The organism is Teichococcus oryzae (genome assembly GCF_008386565.1).
GTDB classification, from domain to species: Bacteria; Pseudomonadota; Alphaproteobacteria; order Acetobacterales; family Acetobacteraceae; genus Pseudoroseomonas; species Pseudoroseomonas oryzae.
The window spans coordinates 231109-246257 of record NZ_VUKA01000005.1 but is presented as its reverse complement, the minus strand read 5'-3'; the positions used below and the strand labels follow the sequence as shown (position 1 = coordinate 246257).

Annotated in this window: 17 protein-coding genes and 1 pseudogene; 9 read left to right on the top strand and 9 right to left on the bottom strand. The window is 72.6% G+C overall.

Annotation, left to right across the window (positions count from 1 at the left end):
* Positions 1-77: 77 nt before the first annotated feature.
* The 6 genes and pseudogenes from F0Q34_RS12940 to F0Q34_RS12920 form a co-directional block, all read right to left on the bottom strand.
* A complete protein-coding gene (locus F0Q34_RS12940; protein ID WP_241665466.1) occupies positions 78-374 on the bottom strand; it encodes an SDR family NAD(P)-dependent oxidoreductase in 297 nt (98 codons plus the stop codon).
* Between the two features lie 62 nt (positions 375-436).
* Positions 437-523, bottom strand: a pseudogene (locus tag F0Q34_RS22645) (short-chain dehydrogenase); the annotation flags it as partial.
* Positions 524-569: 46 nt separating this feature from the next.
* A complete protein-coding gene (locus F0Q34_RS12935; RefSeq protein ID WP_149812636.1) occupies positions 570-830 on the bottom strand; it encodes a LysR family transcriptional regulator in 261 nt (86 codons plus the stop codon).
* Positions 831-833: 3 nt separating this feature from the next.
* Positions 834-1268, bottom strand: coding sequence for a LysR family transcriptional regulator (locus F0Q34_RS12930; RefSeq protein ID WP_149812635.1), 435 nt, complete (start codon positions 1266-1268; stop codon positions 834-836).
* 133 nt (positions 1269-1401) lie between these two features.
* A complete protein-coding gene (locus F0Q34_RS12925) occupies positions 1402-2265 on the bottom strand; it encodes an isocitrate lyase/PEP mutase family protein (protein WP_149812634.1) in 864 nt (287 codons plus the stop codon).
* 33 nt (positions 2266-2298) lie between these two features.
* Positions 2299-3081: a GntR family transcriptional regulator gene (locus F0Q34_RS12920; protein WP_149812633.1), complete on the bottom strand. Its 783-nt coding sequence runs from the start codon at positions 3079-3081 to the stop codon at positions 2299-2301.
* Positions 3082-3220: 139 nt separating this feature from the next.
* On the opposite strand from F0Q34_RS12920, the gene leuC reads away from it, so the two are divergent.
* The 3 genes from leuC to F0Q34_RS12905 all read left to right on the top strand — a co-directional run bounded on the left by leuC (position 3221) and on the right by F0Q34_RS12905 (position 6259).
* Positions 3221-4618 carry a 3-isopropylmalate dehydratase large subunit gene (gene leuC / locus F0Q34_RS12915; RefSeq protein ID WP_149812632.1) on the top strand — a complete coding sequence of 466 codons (1398 nt, stop codon included), beginning with the start codon at positions 3221-3223 and terminating at the stop codon, positions 4616-4618.
* Positions 4618-5205 carry a 3-isopropylmalate dehydratase small subunit gene (leuD, locus tag F0Q34_RS12910; RefSeq protein ID WP_149812631.1) on the top strand — a complete coding sequence of 196 codons (588 nt, stop codon included), beginning with the start codon at positions 4618-4620 and terminating at the stop codon, positions 5203-5205. The genes leuC and leuD overlap by 1 nt, the downstream gene beginning before the upstream one ends.
* A gap of 67 nt (positions 5206-5272) precedes the next feature.
* Positions 5273-6259, top strand: a complete 987-nt coding sequence (locus F0Q34_RS12905; protein ID WP_161600871.1) for a Bug family tripartite tricarboxylate transporter substrate binding protein — start codon at positions 5273-5275, stop codon at positions 6257-6259.
* A gap of 78 nt (positions 6260-6337) precedes the next feature.
* On the opposite strand, the gene F0Q34_RS12900 is transcribed toward F0Q34_RS12905, so the two are convergent.
* A complete protein-coding gene (locus F0Q34_RS12900) occupies positions 6338-7393 on the bottom strand; it encodes a DMT family transporter (protein ID WP_149812629.1) in 1056 nt (351 codons plus the stop codon).
* A gap of 102 nt (positions 7394-7495) precedes the next feature.
* Between F0Q34_RS12900 and F0Q34_RS12895 the strand changes: the two genes are divergently transcribed.
* Positions 7496-8128, top strand: a complete 633-nt coding sequence (locus F0Q34_RS12895; protein ID WP_149812628.1) for a CGNR zinc finger domain-containing protein — start codon at positions 7496-7498, stop codon at positions 8126-8128.
* A 23-nt stretch (positions 8129-8151) separates the two neighbouring features.
* On the opposite strand, the gene F0Q34_RS12890 is transcribed toward F0Q34_RS12895, so the two are convergent.
* Positions 8152-9366, bottom strand: coding sequence for an MFS transporter (locus F0Q34_RS12890; protein ID WP_206668014.1), 1215 nt, complete (start codon positions 9364-9366; stop codon positions 8152-8154).
* Positions 9363-10832: an aminotransferase-like domain-containing protein gene (locus F0Q34_RS12885; RefSeq protein ID WP_161600870.1), complete on the bottom strand. Its 1470-nt coding sequence runs from the start codon at positions 10830-10832 to the stop codon at positions 9363-9365. Before F0Q34_RS12885 ends, F0Q34_RS12890 begins: the two co-directional genes overlap by 4 nt.
* A gap of 288 nt (positions 10833-11120) precedes the next feature.
* Between F0Q34_RS12885 and F0Q34_RS12880 the strand changes: the two genes are divergently transcribed.
* The 5 genes from F0Q34_RS12880 to F0Q34_RS12860 all read left to right on the top strand — a co-directional run bounded on the left by F0Q34_RS12880 (position 11121) and on the right by F0Q34_RS12860 (position 15142).
* Positions 11121-11378 (top strand): DUF1127 domain-containing protein, encoded by a 258-nt coding sequence (locus tag F0Q34_RS12880; RefSeq protein ID WP_149812626.1) that lies wholly within the window; start codon positions 11121-11123, stop codon positions 11376-11378.
* A 66-nt stretch (positions 11379-11444) separates the two neighbouring features.
* Complete coding sequence (locus F0Q34_RS12875) at positions 11445-12191, top strand: SDR family NAD(P)-dependent oxidoreductase (protein WP_206668013.1); 747 nt, start codon at positions 11445-11447, stop codon at positions 12189-12191.
* A 147-nt stretch (positions 12192-12338) separates the two neighbouring features.
* Positions 12339-13295, top strand: a complete 957-nt coding sequence (locus F0Q34_RS12870) for an alpha/beta hydrolase family protein (RefSeq protein WP_149812624.1) — start codon at positions 12339-12341, stop codon at positions 13293-13295.
* Between the two features lie 171 nt (positions 13296-13466).
* Complete coding sequence (locus F0Q34_RS12865) at positions 13467-14456, top strand: DctP family TRAP transporter solute-binding subunit (RefSeq protein ID WP_149812623.1); 990 nt, start codon at positions 13467-13469, stop codon at positions 14454-14456.
* Positions 14457-14470: 14 nt separating this feature from the next.
* A complete protein-coding gene (locus F0Q34_RS12860) occupies positions 14471-15142 on the top strand; it encodes a cyclase family protein (protein ID WP_149812622.1) in 672 nt (223 codons plus the stop codon).
* Positions 15143-15149: the final 7 nt, after the last annotated feature.

Genomic DNA, 15149 nt, shown 5'->3' with positions numbered 1-15149 from the left:
CAACTCCAATGGTTCATCGGCGCCGTCACTGCCCATGATCCACTAAAATCTTGCCCAGACCAGTCGACGGGGGCTGGTCAGCCCGGCAAAGATGCCGCCGCCGCGCTGGCGGAAACGGAGGACATGCAGGCGATCGAGCCCTGGCGGCGCTCCCGCACATGCGAAATGAAAGCCTGGCTGAGATACAGCACGCCGGTCAGGTTGACGTCGATGACGCGCGCCCAGGTCTCCGGCGCGACCTCCATCAGCCTGAGCGGCTGAGTGATGCCGGCATTGTTGACCAGCACGTCGATCCTGCCGAAGGCCGCGATGGCTTGCCCTCGCGGCGTCGCGGCAGGGCGCGGCATCGCCGGCATCGCAGCTGATGCCGACATGGCCTTCGCCCAGTTCGCGCGCCCGCCGCGTCGAGGTCGAGGATGGCGACGCGCGCGCCATGCTCGGCGAACAGCTTCGCCGTGGCGCGGCCAATGGCGCGCGCGCTGGCGGCGCCGGAAATCACCGCCGTCTTCTCAGCCAGAAGCATGGGTTCCTTCGCTTCTTATGGGGAACGGGTTGTCCTTGGCCGGCACTCACCGAAAAACGAGAAAGAAGCTGTGCTCGAAGCGCGGGCCGCGCCGTGCCGGCGCCGCCAGCCCGTTGGCGGCGAACCAGGCAGGCCAGCGCAGCTTCTTGTTGTCGCTCTCGATCAGCACCTGGTTGTAAAGGTCGCGGGCGCTGCGGATGGAAGGCGCCAGGGCCAGGGCGCAGAGCGGCGTCACCAGTTCCGTGCTGATCGGCAGCACGATCACGCCTTCGCGGCCGGCCGTGCCGTAATGCTCGGCGGGCGGCATGCCCTACACGATGTCGGCGTCGAACTCATCGGCCAGGAAGCGCGTGTAGTCGGTGCCTGCGGCGATGCACACTTCCAGCCCCTCGCATTCACTCAGCAGCCGGCGCAGGTGGGGCAACAGCCATTGCGAGGCGAAGCCTGGCGCGCAATGCAGCTTCAGCAATTGCGGTCCACGCGCCGCCACCCGGCTGAGGCCGAGCTGCAACTCGCCGAAGCCGCGCTCCACATGCCGCATCAGCGTCTCATCCTCCGCCGTCAGGCGGATGCTGCGGCCCTGCCGCTCGAACAGCACGGCGCCAAGATCGCGCTCCAGGCCACGAATGGCGTGGCCGACGGCGGAAGGCGTCAGGCCCAGATCATCCGCCGCCATGCGGAAGGAGCCGATGCGCGCCGCCGCCTCGCAGGCGCGCAGGGCGGTCAGCGGCAGATGGCGAGGCATGGCTGCCCCCTGCCGACCGCCGGTGCCGCGGCAACCGGTTTCCGTTCATCGCGGCCGAAGGCCCTCCGTCCAGGGGGAAGGCAACGATGTGCCGGGCGGTTCCCGGCGTCCAGGCCTTGTTGCCCGCCCGCCTTCAGGAGGTGGCGTCGTAGCCGCGGCCCAGTTCCAGCATCTCCGGCGTGCCGATCACGCGGTTCAGCCCGTTGAAGTCGAACATCCGCTCCGCGAAGGGGGCGTTGCTGCCATGCCGGGCCAGGGAGGCGTAATAATCCTGTGCCGTCCTGGCCACGGCGCGGACGATGCCGCCGGGAAAGATCACCAGCCGGAAGCCCTTTTCCCCGAGCGCGCCGGCGGAGGCGAGGGGCGTGTCGCCGCCTTCCACCATGTTGGCCAGCAGCGGGCGCAGGCCGCCGAGCTGGCGGACGATGGCCGCCATCTGCTCCTGGTCGCGCGGCGCCTCGACAAACAGCACATCCGCCCCTGCCTCGGCATACAGCGCGGCCCGGTCGAGCGCCGCCTGCAATCCCTCAACGGCGATCGCGTCGGTGCGGGCGATGATCAGCGTTTCGTCGCTGGCGCGCGCATCAACGGCCGCCCTGACCTTGCCGGCCATTTCCGCCGCCGGGATCAGCGACTTGCCCTGCAGGTGGCCGCAGCGCTTCGGCAGGGTCTGGTCCTCCAGCTGCAGGGCGGAGGCGCCGGCGCGCTCGAACAAGCGGACGGTGCGCTGCGTGTTGAGCGCGTTGCCATGCCCGTTATCGGCATCGACGATCAGCGGCAGCCCGACGCGGTCGCGGATCAGGGCGACCGTTTCGCTCATCTCCGTCATCGACACCAGGCCGATATCCGGCCGCCCGAGGCGCGTATAGGCCACGGCGGCGCCGGACACATAGGCGGCCTCGAACCCAGCCCCGGCCGCCAGGCTGGCGGTCAGCGCGTCATAGATGCCGGGCGCCACCACCGGGCCGGGCCGGGCCAGAAGCTGCTTGAGAGACATGCGCGTTTCCTTCTTGGTGATCCCGCGGCCGCTTCAGGCGGGTTGCCGCTTCATGGACAGGGGAAGCGGGCTCCAGCGGCGGGCGCCCTCGGTGCCGGTGCGCTGCAGCCGCATCTCGAAGGTGAAGCGGTCCGGCCGGTACAGGGCGTGCAGATGCTCGATCGGCCGGCCTTGCGCATCCTCGACCAGCCGCGTCAGGGCGATCAGCGGCGCGCCCATCTCCACCCGCAGCGCGGCGGCGACGGTTGGCCCGGCCAGGCTGGCGGCGATGCTTTGCCGCGCATCGCCCAGCCGGCGGCCGCCGCGCTCCAGCAATTCCAGCAGGGGTTGGCTGGCGAGATCGGCCTCGGAATAGGTCGATCCGATCTGTTCCGGCACATGGGTGGTCAGAAAGGAGAAGGGCTCGCCGGCGATGGAGCGGACGCGCACGGCGCGCTGCGCCCGGCCGCCCGGGGGCAGCGCCAGGGCCGCGGCGATGACGGGGGCGGGAACCCCATAGCCGAAATCCAGCAGCCGCACCTCGCTGCGCCGGCCCATCTGCTTGAGATCCGAGAACACGTCGGACACGTCGATCGGCCCGGGCGCCGGGGCGGGCAGGGTCACGAAGGTGCCGACGCCCGGCCGCCGCGCCACCAGGCCGCTGGCGGCCAACTGGTCCAGGGCGCGGCGCACCGTCACGCGGGACACGCCGTATTCGGCCGCCAGGTCGGGCTCACCGGGCAGGCGGTCGCCATCCCGGAAGGCGCCGCCGCCGATGCGGTCGCGCAGCAGGAGGTAGATGCCGCGGGCCTTGGAGGGTTCGACGATGGCGTTCAATGCGATGCGCGCTCCAGAAGGTGCGGTGTCAGCTTGTCTATTCCGCGAACCGGACGCTGTCTAGTTTGTCATACCGGACGGTTGCGCCCGGCCGCGACTTCCGCCTAGTCTCGGCGCAACGAAACAAGGGAGGAAGCGGATGGCGGAACCGCGCGCACTGTTCGACAAGATCTGGGACGCGCATGCCATCCTGACGCGGGAAGACGGCCAGAGCCTGATCTGGATCGACCGGCACTTCTTCCACGAAGGCTCGCACCACGCCTTCAACCAGCTGCGCGACCGCGGCGCGGCGGTGGGCTATCCGGCGCTCAACATCGGCGTCGCCGACCATTACGTTCCCACCCGCCCCACCTCCGACCCTGCCGCCATGGGCATGGTGGAGCAACTGGCCCGCAACGCGGCGGCGCATGGACTGCGCCTGTTCGGGCTGGACCACGCCGCCCAGGGCATCGTGCATGTGGTGGGGCCGGAACAGGGCCTGACGCTGCCGGGCCTTTCCGTGGTGTGCGGCGACAGCCACACCTCCACCCATGGCGCCTTCGGCGCCCTGGCCTTCGGCATCGGCGCGTCCGAGGTGGCGCATGTGCTGATGACCCAGACCCTGTGGCAACAGCGCCCGAAGCGGCTGCGCGTCACGCTGGAAGGCCGGCCCGGCCCCGGCATCGGCGCCAAGGACATGGCGCTGTCGGTGATCGCCCAGATCGGTGCCGATGGCGCGGCGGGGCATGCGGTGGAATATGCCGGCGCCGCCGTCCGGGGGCTGTCCATGGAAGGCCGTCTCACGCTTTGCAACCTGTCGATCGAAAGCGGCGCGCGCTGCGGCATGGTGGCGCCCGACGCGACGACGCTCGGCTACCTGCGCGGCCGGCCCTTCGCGCCGGAAGGCGAAGCCTTCGACCGCGCCGCCGAGCACTGGCTCAGCCTCAACAGCGATGCCGATGCCGCGTTCGACCGGGACGTTTCGCTGCGGGCGGAGGCCATCGCCCCCATCGTCACCTGGGGTGTCAGCCCGGAGGACGCCCTGCCGATCACCGCCACCCTGCCCGACCCGGCGCGGGCGCCCAGCGAGGCGCGGGCCGCGCAGATCCGCGACGGCCTGGACTATATGGGGCTGCGCGCCGGGCAGAAGCTGTCGGAGATCGCCGTGGACCGGGTGTTCATCGGCTCCTGCACCAATGCCCGGATCGAGGACCTGCGCATGGCCGCCGCCGTGCTGGCGGGGCGGCGGGCGCGGGTTCCCGGCATGGTGTCCCCCGGATCGCGGCTGGTCCGGCAGCAGGCGGAGCAGGAAGGGCTGGACCGCATCTTCCGCGAGGCGGGGCTGGAATGGGTCGGCTCCGGCTGCTCCATGTGCGTCGGCATGAACGGGGATCTGGTGCCGCCGGGGGAGCGCTGCGCCTCCACCACCAACCGCAACTTCAAGGGCCGGCAGGGGCCGGGCGCCCGCACGCATCTGATGTCCCCGGCGATGGCTGCCGCCGCCGCCGTGCTGGGCCATCTCGCGGATGTGCGGCCGCTGCTGGAGGGCCGGCTGTGATGGAGCCGTTCCGCCGCCTGACCGCCACGGCCTGCCCGCTGCCGCTGGCCAATGTGGACACCGACCAGCTGATCCCGGCCCGCTTCATGAAGCGGCCGCGTTCCGCCGGCTATGGCGACTACCTGCTGCACGATCTGCGCGGGCCCGGCTTCCCGCTGACGCGGCCCGAGCGGCAGGGCAGCCGCATCCTTGTGGCGCGGCGCAATTTCGGCAGCGGCTCCTCCCGCGAGGCCGCCGTCTACGCGCTGGTGGATCACGGCTTCCGCTGCGTCCTGGCGCCGAGCTTCGGCGACATCTTCGGCTCCAACGCGGTGAACAACGGCCTGCTGCCGGCGCGCATCGACGAGGACGCGGCCGAGGCGCTGCTGGCATGGCTGGAGGCGGGAAACACCACCCTGTCCGTCGACCTGGAGGCGCAATCGGTCGAGGCCGATGGCAAACAATGGCGCTTCGCCATCGACCCGGTGTGGCGCACCAAATTGCTGAATGGCTGGAGCGACATCGACCTGACGCTCAGCCACCAGGAGCGCATCGCCGCCTTCGCCGCGGAGGATGCGCGCCGCCGCCCCTGGGCCCGGCTGCCCTGACCCCTCCGGCCGGCCGCCCGCGACCCGGCGGCAAGCAACCCGGCGCCAAGCAACAAGGAAAGCATCCATGACCCTGATGATCTCCCGCCGTGGGCTGGCAGGCGGCGCCGTCGCGGCGGCGGCGCTGCTGCGCCCCGGAGCCGCGCCGGCCCAGCCCGCCTGGCCGAGCCGGCCGGTGCGCTTCGTCATCCCCTATCCGCCGGGCGGCTCCACCGATGTGGTGGGCCGGCTGGTGGGGCAGGCGCTGTCGGAGGAGCTGGGCCAGCCCTTCGTGATCGAGAATCGCGGCGGCGCCACGGCGACCATCGGCAGCCAGCTTGTCGCCCAGTCGCCGCCGGATGGCTACATGCTGCTGTTGTCCAACATCGCCAGCCACGCGATCGCGGTGACGCTGTTCCGCAGCCTGCCCTATGACCCGGTGAAGGACTTCACCCATATCGCCATGCTGGTCACGACGCCGACCATCCTGGTGGTGAACCCGTCCTTTCCCGCGAAGAACCTCGCCGACATCGTGCGGATGTCCAAGGACGCGCCGGGCGGGCTCGACATGGCATCCTCCGGCTCCGGCTCCTCCAACCACCTGCTGCTGGTCCGCTTCGCCGAGCTGACGGGCGCCAAGCTCAACCACATCCCCTATCGCGGCGGCGGCCCGGCCATGACGGACGTGATCGCCGGCAACGTGCCGATGATGTCGGACACGCTGCCCTCGGCCCTGCCGCATCTGCGCTCCGGCGTCGTGCGCCCGATCGCCGTCAGCGGGCCGGAGCGCTCGGCCCTGGTGCCGGATGTGCCGACCTTCCGCGAGCAGGGCATCGACCTGATCAACCTGCCCTGGTACGGCCTGTCCGGCCCCGCCGGCATGGACCAGGCGGTGGTGCGCCGGCTGTCGGACGCCACGCGGAAGGTGCTTGGCTCGGCGGCGCTGCAGGCGCGGCTGGCGGAGCTGGGCAGCATGCCCGGCCTGATGGACCCGGCCGAATACACTGCCTATGTCGCGGCCGAGGCCCAGCGCTGGGCGCCCGTGGTCCGTGCCTCGGGAGCCAGCGCGGAATAGCGTCCTCCGGGGCGCCCCGGAAACCCGGCGCCGCCCTTGTCACCCGCAGCCCATGCCGGCCCGGGCAGGGCGGGACGCTCAATCCAGCGCGCGGCCCTGCTCCCCGCCTTCGGCGGCGGGGCAGGCGCGGAGCGGGAACGCGCCCGCCCGCGACGCGCCCGCCGACCCGGCGGGGCGGATGCCGTCCAGCGCCGGCGGGCGGGCCCGCGAAGGCGCGGCTTCCCCGGCCGGCCGCAGGGTGATCCAGGCGCCGGCCAGCATCACCGCCATGCCCAGCGCATCCGTGCCGGTGACGGTTTCGCCAAACACCAGCACGCCCAGCAGCACCGCGATGATGGGCGACACAAAGGCATAGGAGCCGGCGCGCGACGCCCCCCATTCGCGCACCAGGCGGAGATAGGCGGTGTAGGCCACCAGCGAGCCGCACAGCACCAGGAAAGCCCAGCTTCCCCAGGCCGCCGCACCCCACCGGCCGGACAGGGCGGCCACCGCCCCCGGCTCCAGCGCCAGCGCGCCGGCCAGCAGCACCGCCCCGCCCGCCGCCGTGGTGGCACCGGACACCAGGCCCAGCGGATAGGCACGCAGCAGGGGCCGGGCCAGCACCGAGCCGAGGCTGTAGAGCAGGGCGCTCAGCACAATGGCGCCGCCGCCCAGATACCACATCAGCGTGCCCGCCTCGCCCTGTTCCGGCTGGCCGCCCCGCAGCGCCTGCGGCCCGAACAACAGAAGCAGCCCCGCAACCCCGAGCGCGACGCCCGCCGCCCGCACCCGGCTGAACCGCTCCTCGCCCAGCAGCGCGGCGATGGCGAGCATCGCCACGGGCAGCAGGGCGAGGTCCAGAATGGCGGCGAGGCCGGAACTGACGAATTGCGCGCCCCAGAACAACAGGGCGTAGGTGGCGGAGATCATCAGCAGCGTCACCGCCGCGAGCCGGGGCAGGTCGGCGCGCGCGATCCGCCCGGCGCCGCCCTGCCACCGGGCCATGACCAGCATGATGATCCCGGCCACCGTGAAGCGGGTGCCGGCGAAGAACACCGGCGGCACGGTGCCGATGCCGATCTTCACCGCGATCCAGGTGGCGCCCCAGATCAGGCACATGGCCACGAACCAGGCGTGCAGGCGGGTCGGCTTCATGGCTTGGCCTCCGGAACATGCATTCTGTAACGGCCTAAAGATATTTTATCCGTTACAGAATGCGCCCTTGCCGCCCGGGTTTCCACACCTGATCCTCAGGGCATGGGAAAGAACCGCTCCATCGCCACGATGCGGATCCTGGGCGGCCATCCGGGCCTGGACCTCGCCAACACGGTGGATTGCCGGCATGGGCGGTTCGGGCCGGACCTGCTCGTGACCTTCGAGGACCTGGCGGAATGGACGCAGCGTGTGGGGCTGCTCGGTGCCGGGGCCGCCGGGCGGCTGCGCCAATGGGCGGCGGAGGAGCCGGACAGGGCGGCAGCGGCGCTGGCGCGGGTGAAACGCCTGCGCGAGGCCATCTATCGCGTGTTCTCCGCCCTGGCCGCGGGCGCGGAACCGCCTCCGCCCGAGCTGTCGCTGATCGAGGAGGAAGCGCGCGGCGCCCAGTCCCGGCGGCGGCTGGAACGGCTGGCCGGTGCCGGATATGCCTGGACTTGGCCGGAGAGCGATGCCGATATCCTTGCGGGCCGGCTGGCGCATGAGGCAGCGGATCTGCTGACAACGGCCCGGCCCGGCCGCGTCAAGGAATGCTTTGGCCGCAATTGCGGCTGGCTGTTCCTGGACAACAGCCGCAACAATTCGCGCCGCTGGTGTTCCGAGGAAGGCTGCGGCACCCGCGCCCGCGTCGCCCGCCATCGCGCCCGCTCGGAGCGGAACCGGCCCGGCGAGGCCTGAGGCGCCCGTCGTCAGGCCGCCTTCTAGGCCACGGAGCCCGTGGCGCGGGGCGCCAGGGGCGCCGCCCGGATGGGAAAGTGAAGCGCCGCGGCGACCAGCCCCGCCATGGCGGTGGCTGCCCAGACCACTCCATAGGAGCCGGTGAGATCGAAGGCGATGCCGCCCGACCAGGCGCCCAGGAAGGAGCCGACCTGATGGCTGAGGAAGCACAGGCCGAACAGCGCCCCCAGATGCCGGGTGCCGAACAGCTTCGCCACCAGCCCGCTGGTCAGCGGCACGGTGCCGAGCCACATCAGCCCCATGGCCGCGGCGAAGGCCAGCAGCACCGGCTCCGTCCTGGGCGCCAGAAAGAAGCCGAGGATCGCGGCGCTGCGCAGCAGGTACAGCCAGCCCAGCACCTGCTGCTGCGGAAAGCGCCCGCCCAGCCAGCCGCAGCCGACGCTGCCGATCATGTTGAACAGGCCGATCAGCGCCAGCGCCGAGGCGCCGGCATCGGACGGCATGCCGCACAGCGCCAGATAGGCGGGCAGATGCGTGGCAATGAAGGCGAGCTGGAAGCCGCATGCGAAGAAGCCCAGCGCCAGAAGGCAATAGCCGCGATGCGCGAGCGCCCGGTCCACCGCCTCGCGCAGCGGCATGGGCGGCTCGGCGGCCGCCCCGGGATGGGGCGCGCCGCGCAGCAGCAGCCCGAGCGGCGCGGCGAGCGCCACGCAGCCGGCCAGCACCAGCAGGGAGGCCGCCATGCCGGAATGCCGCGCCACCCCCTGCGCCAGCGGCACGCAAAGCGCCTGGCCCAGCGAGCCCCCGGCGCTGGCGAGGCCCATGGCCAGGCTGCGCCGCCCTTCCGGCACGGCGCGGCCCAGCGCCGCCATCACCACGCCGAAGCTGGTGCAGCTGACGCCCAGCCCGACCAGCAGGCCCAGGCCAATGAGCAGCGCGGCGGGGGAGGCGGACAGCGCCACCATGGCCAGCCCGCCGGCGTAGAGCAGGGCGCCGGCCACCACCACCGGCGCCGGCCCGAAGCGGTCGGAGGCGGCGCCGGCGAAGGGCTGGGCGACGCCCCAGGCGAGGTTGTGCAGGGCGATGGCGAAGGCAACGAGGCCCAGGGAGTGGCCGTGGCCCTCGGCCAACGGGTCGAGATACAGGCCGAAGCTTTGCCTCGCGCCCATGGCCAGGCTCATGATGCCGCCGCCGCCGAGGATGGCGAGCATCGCGCCCCGCCGCGCCCGCGCCGTCATGCGCCCTCCCGGCGCAGCAGGGTGGCCAGCGTTTCCGCGACGCGCGGGTCCGTGCTGCGCCCGATGTTGAAGCGGAGATGGCGGCTGAACTGCCGCCCCGGCCGGAACAGCGCGCCGCCCGCCAGCACCAGGCCGTGGCCGCGCGCGGCGGGAACAAGGTCCTCCCGCGCGTCCGGCGGCGCCTCGGCCCAAAGGAACATCCCCTCCTCCCCGCCCGCCAGGGTGAAGCCGAGCGCGCGCAGCCGCCCCGCCACCAGCCCGCGCGCGGCGGAAAGCCGGGCCCGCAGCGTCTCCAGGTGCCGGCGGTACTGGCCGGAGCGGAGCATCTCCAGCACCAGCTGCTCCTCCACGCCCGAGCCGGTGAGGGCGGTGGTGACCTTGGTGCGCAGCAATGCCTGCACACGTTCCGCCGAGGCGGCGAGGAAGCCGACCCGCGTGCCCTGGCCGATCAGCTTGGTGAAGCTGCCGAGATGGATGACGGAGGCCCCGCCATCGAGCTGCATCAGCCGCACCGGCTCCCCGCCATGCAGGTCGCCATGCGCGTCATCCTCCACCAGCAGCAGGCTGTGGCGCTCGGCAATGCGGAGCAGGCGGTGGAGATTGGCGGCGGAGGCGGTCCATCCTGTCGGGTTGTGCAGCACGGGCTGCAGGAAGAAGGCTTTGGGCGCTTCCGCGCGGCAGGCCCGCTCCAGCGCCTCAAGGCAGGGGCCGTCCGGCCGCCGCTCCACCGGCAGCAGCCGCAGCCCGCGCTGCTCCAGCATGGGGAAGAGCATGAAGTAGCCAGGGTCCTCCACCAGCACCGTGTCGCCAGGCGCGAGAAAGGTTTGCGCCACCAGTTGCAGCGCCTGGGTGCCGCCCGCCGTCATCAGCACGCCATCCGGCGGCACGCTGATGCCGCGCATCGCCAGGCGCTGGCAGACATGCTCGCGGACCGCCGCGCCACCCTGCGGCGGCGCCACGCGCCGCAGATGCGCCGGCAGGTGCCGGTGGAAGCGGGACAGCACGCCGCCCTGCCAGGCGCCTTCCGTCCATCCTTCCGGCAGCATGCCGCTGCCGGGGCAGAGCAGGTCCTGCCGCGCTTCCAGCATGGCCATGGCGATGCCTTCCGCCACGGTGGGATCGGGGGCGGGAAGCGGCGCCGGCGGCGGCAGCTCCGGCGGGCGGATCACGTAAACCCCGGAACCGGAACGCGCCATGGCGAGGCCCATGGCGGCGAGCCGCGCATAAGCCTCCACCACGCTGTGCACGCCGATGCCGGTGCGCCGCGCCAGGGCGCGGATGGAAGGCAGCCTGGTGCCATGCGGCAGCGTGCCGGCGCGGATCATCTCCGCCAGCCGGCCGGCGATCTGGTCGGCCAGCGGCAGGGCGGCCTGGCGGTCGATCTCCAGGGAAAGCCGCGCATGCCCGCCCAGGACGAGGCGGAGCGCCGGGCGGTCCGGCAAGGACGGGATCGGGCTCTGGGCCATCGCGGCGCTTCCCTGGAACGCGGGGAGCCGAGCATCGGATGCCGCGAAAGGGCCGGCAAGGCGATGCGTGGCGGCGGGCGCGGCAACTGTGCCGGCCGCGTGGCGGCACAGTTCGGCAAGGGGCGTGGCTGGAATGCCGGCGGGGCGGCAGCGGAGGATGCGGGCCGGTTCCGGAGGATCGGACATGGACGGCATGGCAATGGACGGCATCGGGCCGCTCCTGTTTTTCGCGGCGGCTTCCACCACCCGGGCGGATGGCGCGTCGCGGGCGGCCGCGGGGTGGCTGCCATGAGCACCGGATGGCGCGGCACCCCGCACGGCCCGTTTCCCTTCCGCCTGCCGGAATGGCGGCTGGGCCTGCCGCTTCTCCGTCTCGCGGCGGCGGCGCCCCGCCAGTGGCGGGGCATGGCCGTGGCGCTGGCCGGGCTGCGCCGCCGCCGCGACCGCCGCCGGCTGGCGGAGCTGGATGCGCGGATGCTGCGCGACATCGGCGCCGATCCGGTGGCCGCCCGGCGGGAAGCGCGGAAATGGTGGTGGCAGAGGTGACGGCGGGCCGGTTCCTGCCGCAGGATCATCCGTCGCAGCATCGGCTTCATGGAGCGGAGAACAGCCTTGCCCGGATCGCGCCTCGTGATCGTCACCGGCGGCCGAAGCGGCATCGGCGCCGCCATCGCGCGCCGCCTGGCGCGGGAAGGCCACCGCGTCGCCATCGGCTGCCGCCGGCCGGAGGACGCCGCGCCGCTGCTCGCCGCCATCGCGGGGGAGGGCGGGGAAGCCCTGGCCCTGAAGCTGGACGTGGCGCGGGAGGCATCGGTCGCCAGCTTCTTCGCCGAGGCGGAGGCTCGCCTCGGGCCGCTGCACGCGCTGGTGAATAATGCCGGCATCACCGGCCCGCTCGGCGCCTTCCGCGACCTCGACCCCGCCTGGATGCGCCGGGTCGCGGAGGTGAACCTGATCGGCACCATGCTCTGCGCCCAGGCCGCCCTGCGCCGCTTCGCGGCGGCGGACGGGGAAGGGCGCTCGATCGTCAACATCTCCTCCGTCGCGGCGCAAACCGGCAGCCCGGGCGAGTATGTGCATTACGCGGCCGGCAAGGCGGCGGTGGAGGCCTTCACCCTCGGGCTGGCGCGGGAGGTCGCGGCGCAGGGCATCCGGGTCAACGCCGTGGCGCCGGGCACGGTGAACACCGGCATCCACGCCCTGGCCGGCGATCCCGGCCGCCCCGCCCGCATCGCGCCCCGCGTGCCGATGGGCCGGGTGGGGGAGCCGGAGGAAATCGCCGAAGCCGTCGCCTGGCTGATTTCCGGCGCCGCCTCCTACGCCACGGGGGCGGTGCTGCGCGTGACGGGCGGGTTGTGAACGGCGGCCCCGGCGGGGAAAACGCCATGGACCGTCCCGCCTCGCCTCTGGCGGCGGCCGCGCCGCGCGGCGGACCGTCCCGATGCCCGGCGGCCTTCGCGGCGCGCGGGCGGGGCCGCAGCCGGCGCGCCGCCCCGGGCACCGCCCATGCCGGTTGAGGAGGCCGTTTCCCTCGCCTGCGCCGATGGCGTGCGGCTGGGCGGGCATTTCTGGCGGGCCGCGGGGCCGGCGCGCGGCGCCGTGGTGGTGAACGCCGCCACGGGCGTGCTGGCGCGCTACTACCACCGTTATGCGCGGTTCCTGAGCGCCCATGGCTTCCATGCGCTGACCTATGACTACCGCGGCATCGGCGCGTCCCGCCCGGCCAGCCTGCGCGGCTGCGGTTATCGCTGGCACCAATGGGGCACGCTGGATTGCGACGCGGCGCTGCGCCTCATGCGGCGGCAATGGCCGGACCTGCCGCTGCATGTGGTGGGGCACAGCATCGGCGGCTTCCTGCCGGGCTTCGCCCCCAGCGCCCCCGCCATCGGGCGCATCCTCACCGTGGGCGCGCAATATGCCTATTGGCGCGACTACCGGGCCGCCGACCGGGCCGGGCTGTTCCTGAAATGGCATGTGGCGATGCCGCTGGTGACGGCGCTTTGCGGCTATTTTCCCGGCCGCCGCCTCGGCTGGCTGGAGGACCTTCCGGCCGGGGTCGCGAATGAATGGAGCTTCCGCCGCGCGCGCATGGAGCGCAGCCTGGCGCCGCAGCAGCGGGCGGCGATCCTCGCCCGCTTCGCGGCGGTGCGGGCGCCGATCCTGGCAGTCATCGTTGCGGACGATCCGCTGGGCACCGCACCGGCGATCCGCCGCGCCCTCCGCTATTACCGCAACGCGCCGCAACGGGAGGTGGTGCTGGCGCCGGATGACCTCGGCGTGCCGGGGATCGGGCATTTCGGCCTGTTCCATGCCCGCTTCGAGAACAGCTTCTGGGCCGACAGCCTGGCCTGGCTCGGGCGCGGGGCGGACCTCTGGAGCGGCGCCGGCGCCACGGCGCCGGGCCATGATCCTGAGCAGGCGGGGGACGCGCCCTGTTCCGGCCGGGCACGCGGCCCGGCCTGAAGCGCAGGCCCGCCCTTCGGCGTCCGGATTCAGGACATCCTGGTGCGCGGCATCAGATTCAGGGCGACAGGCCCTTCATTTTCGCGCCGGCAGGGGGATAGTGGCCCCACGGCCCAAGGCCCGGCCGCAATGCCGGGCCGGCGGCGGAAACTGACCGAGAAAGCAAAGAACATGACCAACATCGCCCGGCGCGCGGTTATCGCCGCCGCCCTCGCCACCCCGTTCCTGGCCCGGCCCCTCCATGCGCAGGCCGTCCGCCTCCGCTTCGCGCATCCCCACCCGGAAAGCGACAGCTGGGAAAAATGCGCCAGGCTCTTCGCCGAGCAGGTGAAGGAGCGCACCAATGGCGCGGTCACCGTCCAGGTCTTCGGCAATGGCGTGCTCGGCAGCGACCAGACCATCATCGCCTCCGCCCGCAGCGGCGCGCTCGACATCGCGCTGACGGGCAACCCCTTCTTCACCGGCCTGGCGCCGAAGCTGAACGCGCTGGACCTGCCCTTCCTGTTCCGCGACCGCGCCCATGTCGCCGCCGTGCTGGACGGCGCCATCGGCAACGGGCTGCGGGGCGAGCTGGAATCGCATGGCCTGCATGTGCTGGGCTTCTGGGACATCGGCTTCCGCAACGTCACCAATTCGCGCCGCGCGGTGCAGGGCCCGGCCGACCTGCGCGGCCTCAAGATCCGCACCACGCCCAACCCGGCGCACATCAAGAGCTTCCAGCTGCTCGGCGCCAATCCCGCCCCGATGCCCTTCACCGAGCTGTTCACGGCGCTGGAAACCCGCGCGGTGGACGGGCAGGAGAACCCCACCACCCTGATCCGCAATGCCCGCTTCTGGGAGGTGCAGAAGCATCTCAGCCTGACCCGCCACGCCTACACCGCCGGCATCCTGGCGATGAGCAAGCGGCGCTTCGAGGCCCTGCCGGCCGCGCATCAGGAAGCGGTGATGGCCGTCGCCGCGGCCATCACGCCGCAGCAGCGCGGCATGAACGAGGCCGCCGATGCCGAGGCGCTGGCGGAGTTGAAGCAGCGCGGCATGGCCGTGGTGGAGAACCCCGACCGCGACGCCATGGCGGCCATTGTCGCCGAGCCGGTGCGGCGCGACTTCGAGGAACGCTTCGGCGCCGGCCTGCCCGAAGCCATTGCCGGCACGGCGGCCTGAGGGGGAGGCGGTCCATGCGCATCATCGACCTTTCCATGCCGATCGCGCCGCATTTCCGCTGGCGCACCCAGGTGAATGTCAGCGGCGACATCGCCGCCGGTGACCAGTTCCGCGTGACGCGGCTGGACGCCACCTGCCACGGCTTCACCCATGTCGATGCCCAGGCCCATATCCTGGCCGGCGCGCCCACCATCGAGCAGACGCCGCTGGAAAAGGTGGTCGGCCGCTGCCGCGTCCTGCGCCTCGCCGATGTGGCGCCGGAGGAGGAGATCGGGCCGGAGAAGCTGGCGGCCGCCGACCCCGGCGGGCCGCCGGGGGAGATGCTGCTGCTCGCCGCCGGCTGGAGCCGGCAGGCGGACAGCGACACGCCCGAATTCTGGCGGCGCGCCCCCTGGCTGAACCGCGCCGCCGCCGAATGGCTGGCGGCGCGCGAGCCCACCGCCGTGGCCTTCGACTTCCCCCAGGACTACCCGATCCGCCTGCTGCTGGACGGGATCGAGGTTCCCTTCGACCAGCATGTCACGCATGACGTGCTGCTGCGGCGTGGCGTCACGCTGATCGAGTATCTGGTGAACACCGATGCGCTGCGCGAGCCGCGCTGCCTGCTGTCCGCCGCGCCGCTGAAGATCCCCTTGGCCGATGGCGCGCCCGCGCGGGTCTACGCGATCGAGGGCCTGGCCGCATGAGGCGGAC

What these genes read in the sequence shown, in the direction of transcription:
- F0Q34_RS12940 (WP_241665466.1), bottom strand. Translation starts at nt 374, where the DNA reads ATGTCGGCATCAGCTGCGATGCCGGCGATGCCGCGCCCTGCCGCGACG.
- F0Q34_RS12935 (WP_149812636.1), bottom strand. Translation starts at nt 830, where the DNA reads ATGCCGCCCGCCGAGCATTACGGCACGGCCGGCCGCGAAGGCGTGATC.
- F0Q34_RS12930 (WP_149812635.1), bottom strand. Translation starts at nt 1,268, where the DNA reads ATGCCTCGCCATCTGCCGCTGACCGCCCTGCGCGCCTGCGAGGCGGCG.
- F0Q34_RS12925 (WP_149812634.1), bottom strand. Translation starts at nt 2,265, where the DNA reads ATGTCTCTCAAGCAGCTTCTGGCCCGGCCCGGCCCGGTGGTGGCGCCC.
- leuC (WP_149812632.1), top strand. Translation starts at nt 3,221, where the DNA reads ATGGCGGAACCGCGCGCACTGTTCGACAAGATCTGGGACGCGCATGCC.
- leuD (WP_149812631.1), top strand. Translation starts at nt 4,618, where the DNA reads ATGGAGCCGTTCCGCCGCCTGACCGCCACGGCCTGCCCGCTGCCGCTG.
- F0Q34_RS12905 (WP_161600871.1), top strand. Translation starts at nt 5,273, where the DNA reads ATGACCCTGATGATCTCCCGCCGTGGGCTGGCAGGCGGCGCCGTCGCG.
- F0Q34_RS12900 (WP_149812629.1), bottom strand. Translation starts at nt 7,393, where the DNA reads ATGAAGCCGACCCGCCTGCACGCCTGGTTCGTGGCCATGTGCCTGATC.
- F0Q34_RS12895 (WP_149812628.1), top strand. Translation starts at nt 7,496, where the DNA reads ATGGGAAAGAACCGCTCCATCGCCACGATGCGGATCCTGGGCGGCCAT.
- F0Q34_RS12890 (WP_206668014.1), bottom strand. Translation starts at nt 9,366, where the DNA reads ATGACGGCGCGGGCGCGGCGGGGCGCGATGCTCGCCATCCTCGGCGGC.
- F0Q34_RS12885 (WP_161600870.1), bottom strand. Translation starts at nt 10,832, where the DNA reads ATGGCCCAGAGCCCGATCCCGTCCTTGCCGGACCGCCCGGCGCTCCGC.
- F0Q34_RS12880 (WP_149812626.1), top strand. Translation starts at nt 11,121, where the DNA reads ATGAGCACCGGATGGCGCGGCACCCCGCACGGCCCGTTTCCCTTCCGC.
- F0Q34_RS12870 (WP_149812624.1), top strand. Translation starts at nt 12,339, where the DNA reads ATGCCGGTTGAGGAGGCCGTTTCCCTCGCCTGCGCCGATGGCGTGCGG.
- F0Q34_RS12865 (WP_149812623.1), top strand. Translation starts at nt 13,467, where the DNA reads ATGACCAACATCGCCCGGCGCGCGGTTATCGCCGCCGCCCTCGCCACC.
- F0Q34_RS12860 (WP_149812622.1), top strand. Translation starts at nt 14,471, where the DNA reads ATGCGCATCATCGACCTTTCCATGCCGATCGCGCCGCATTTCCGCTGG.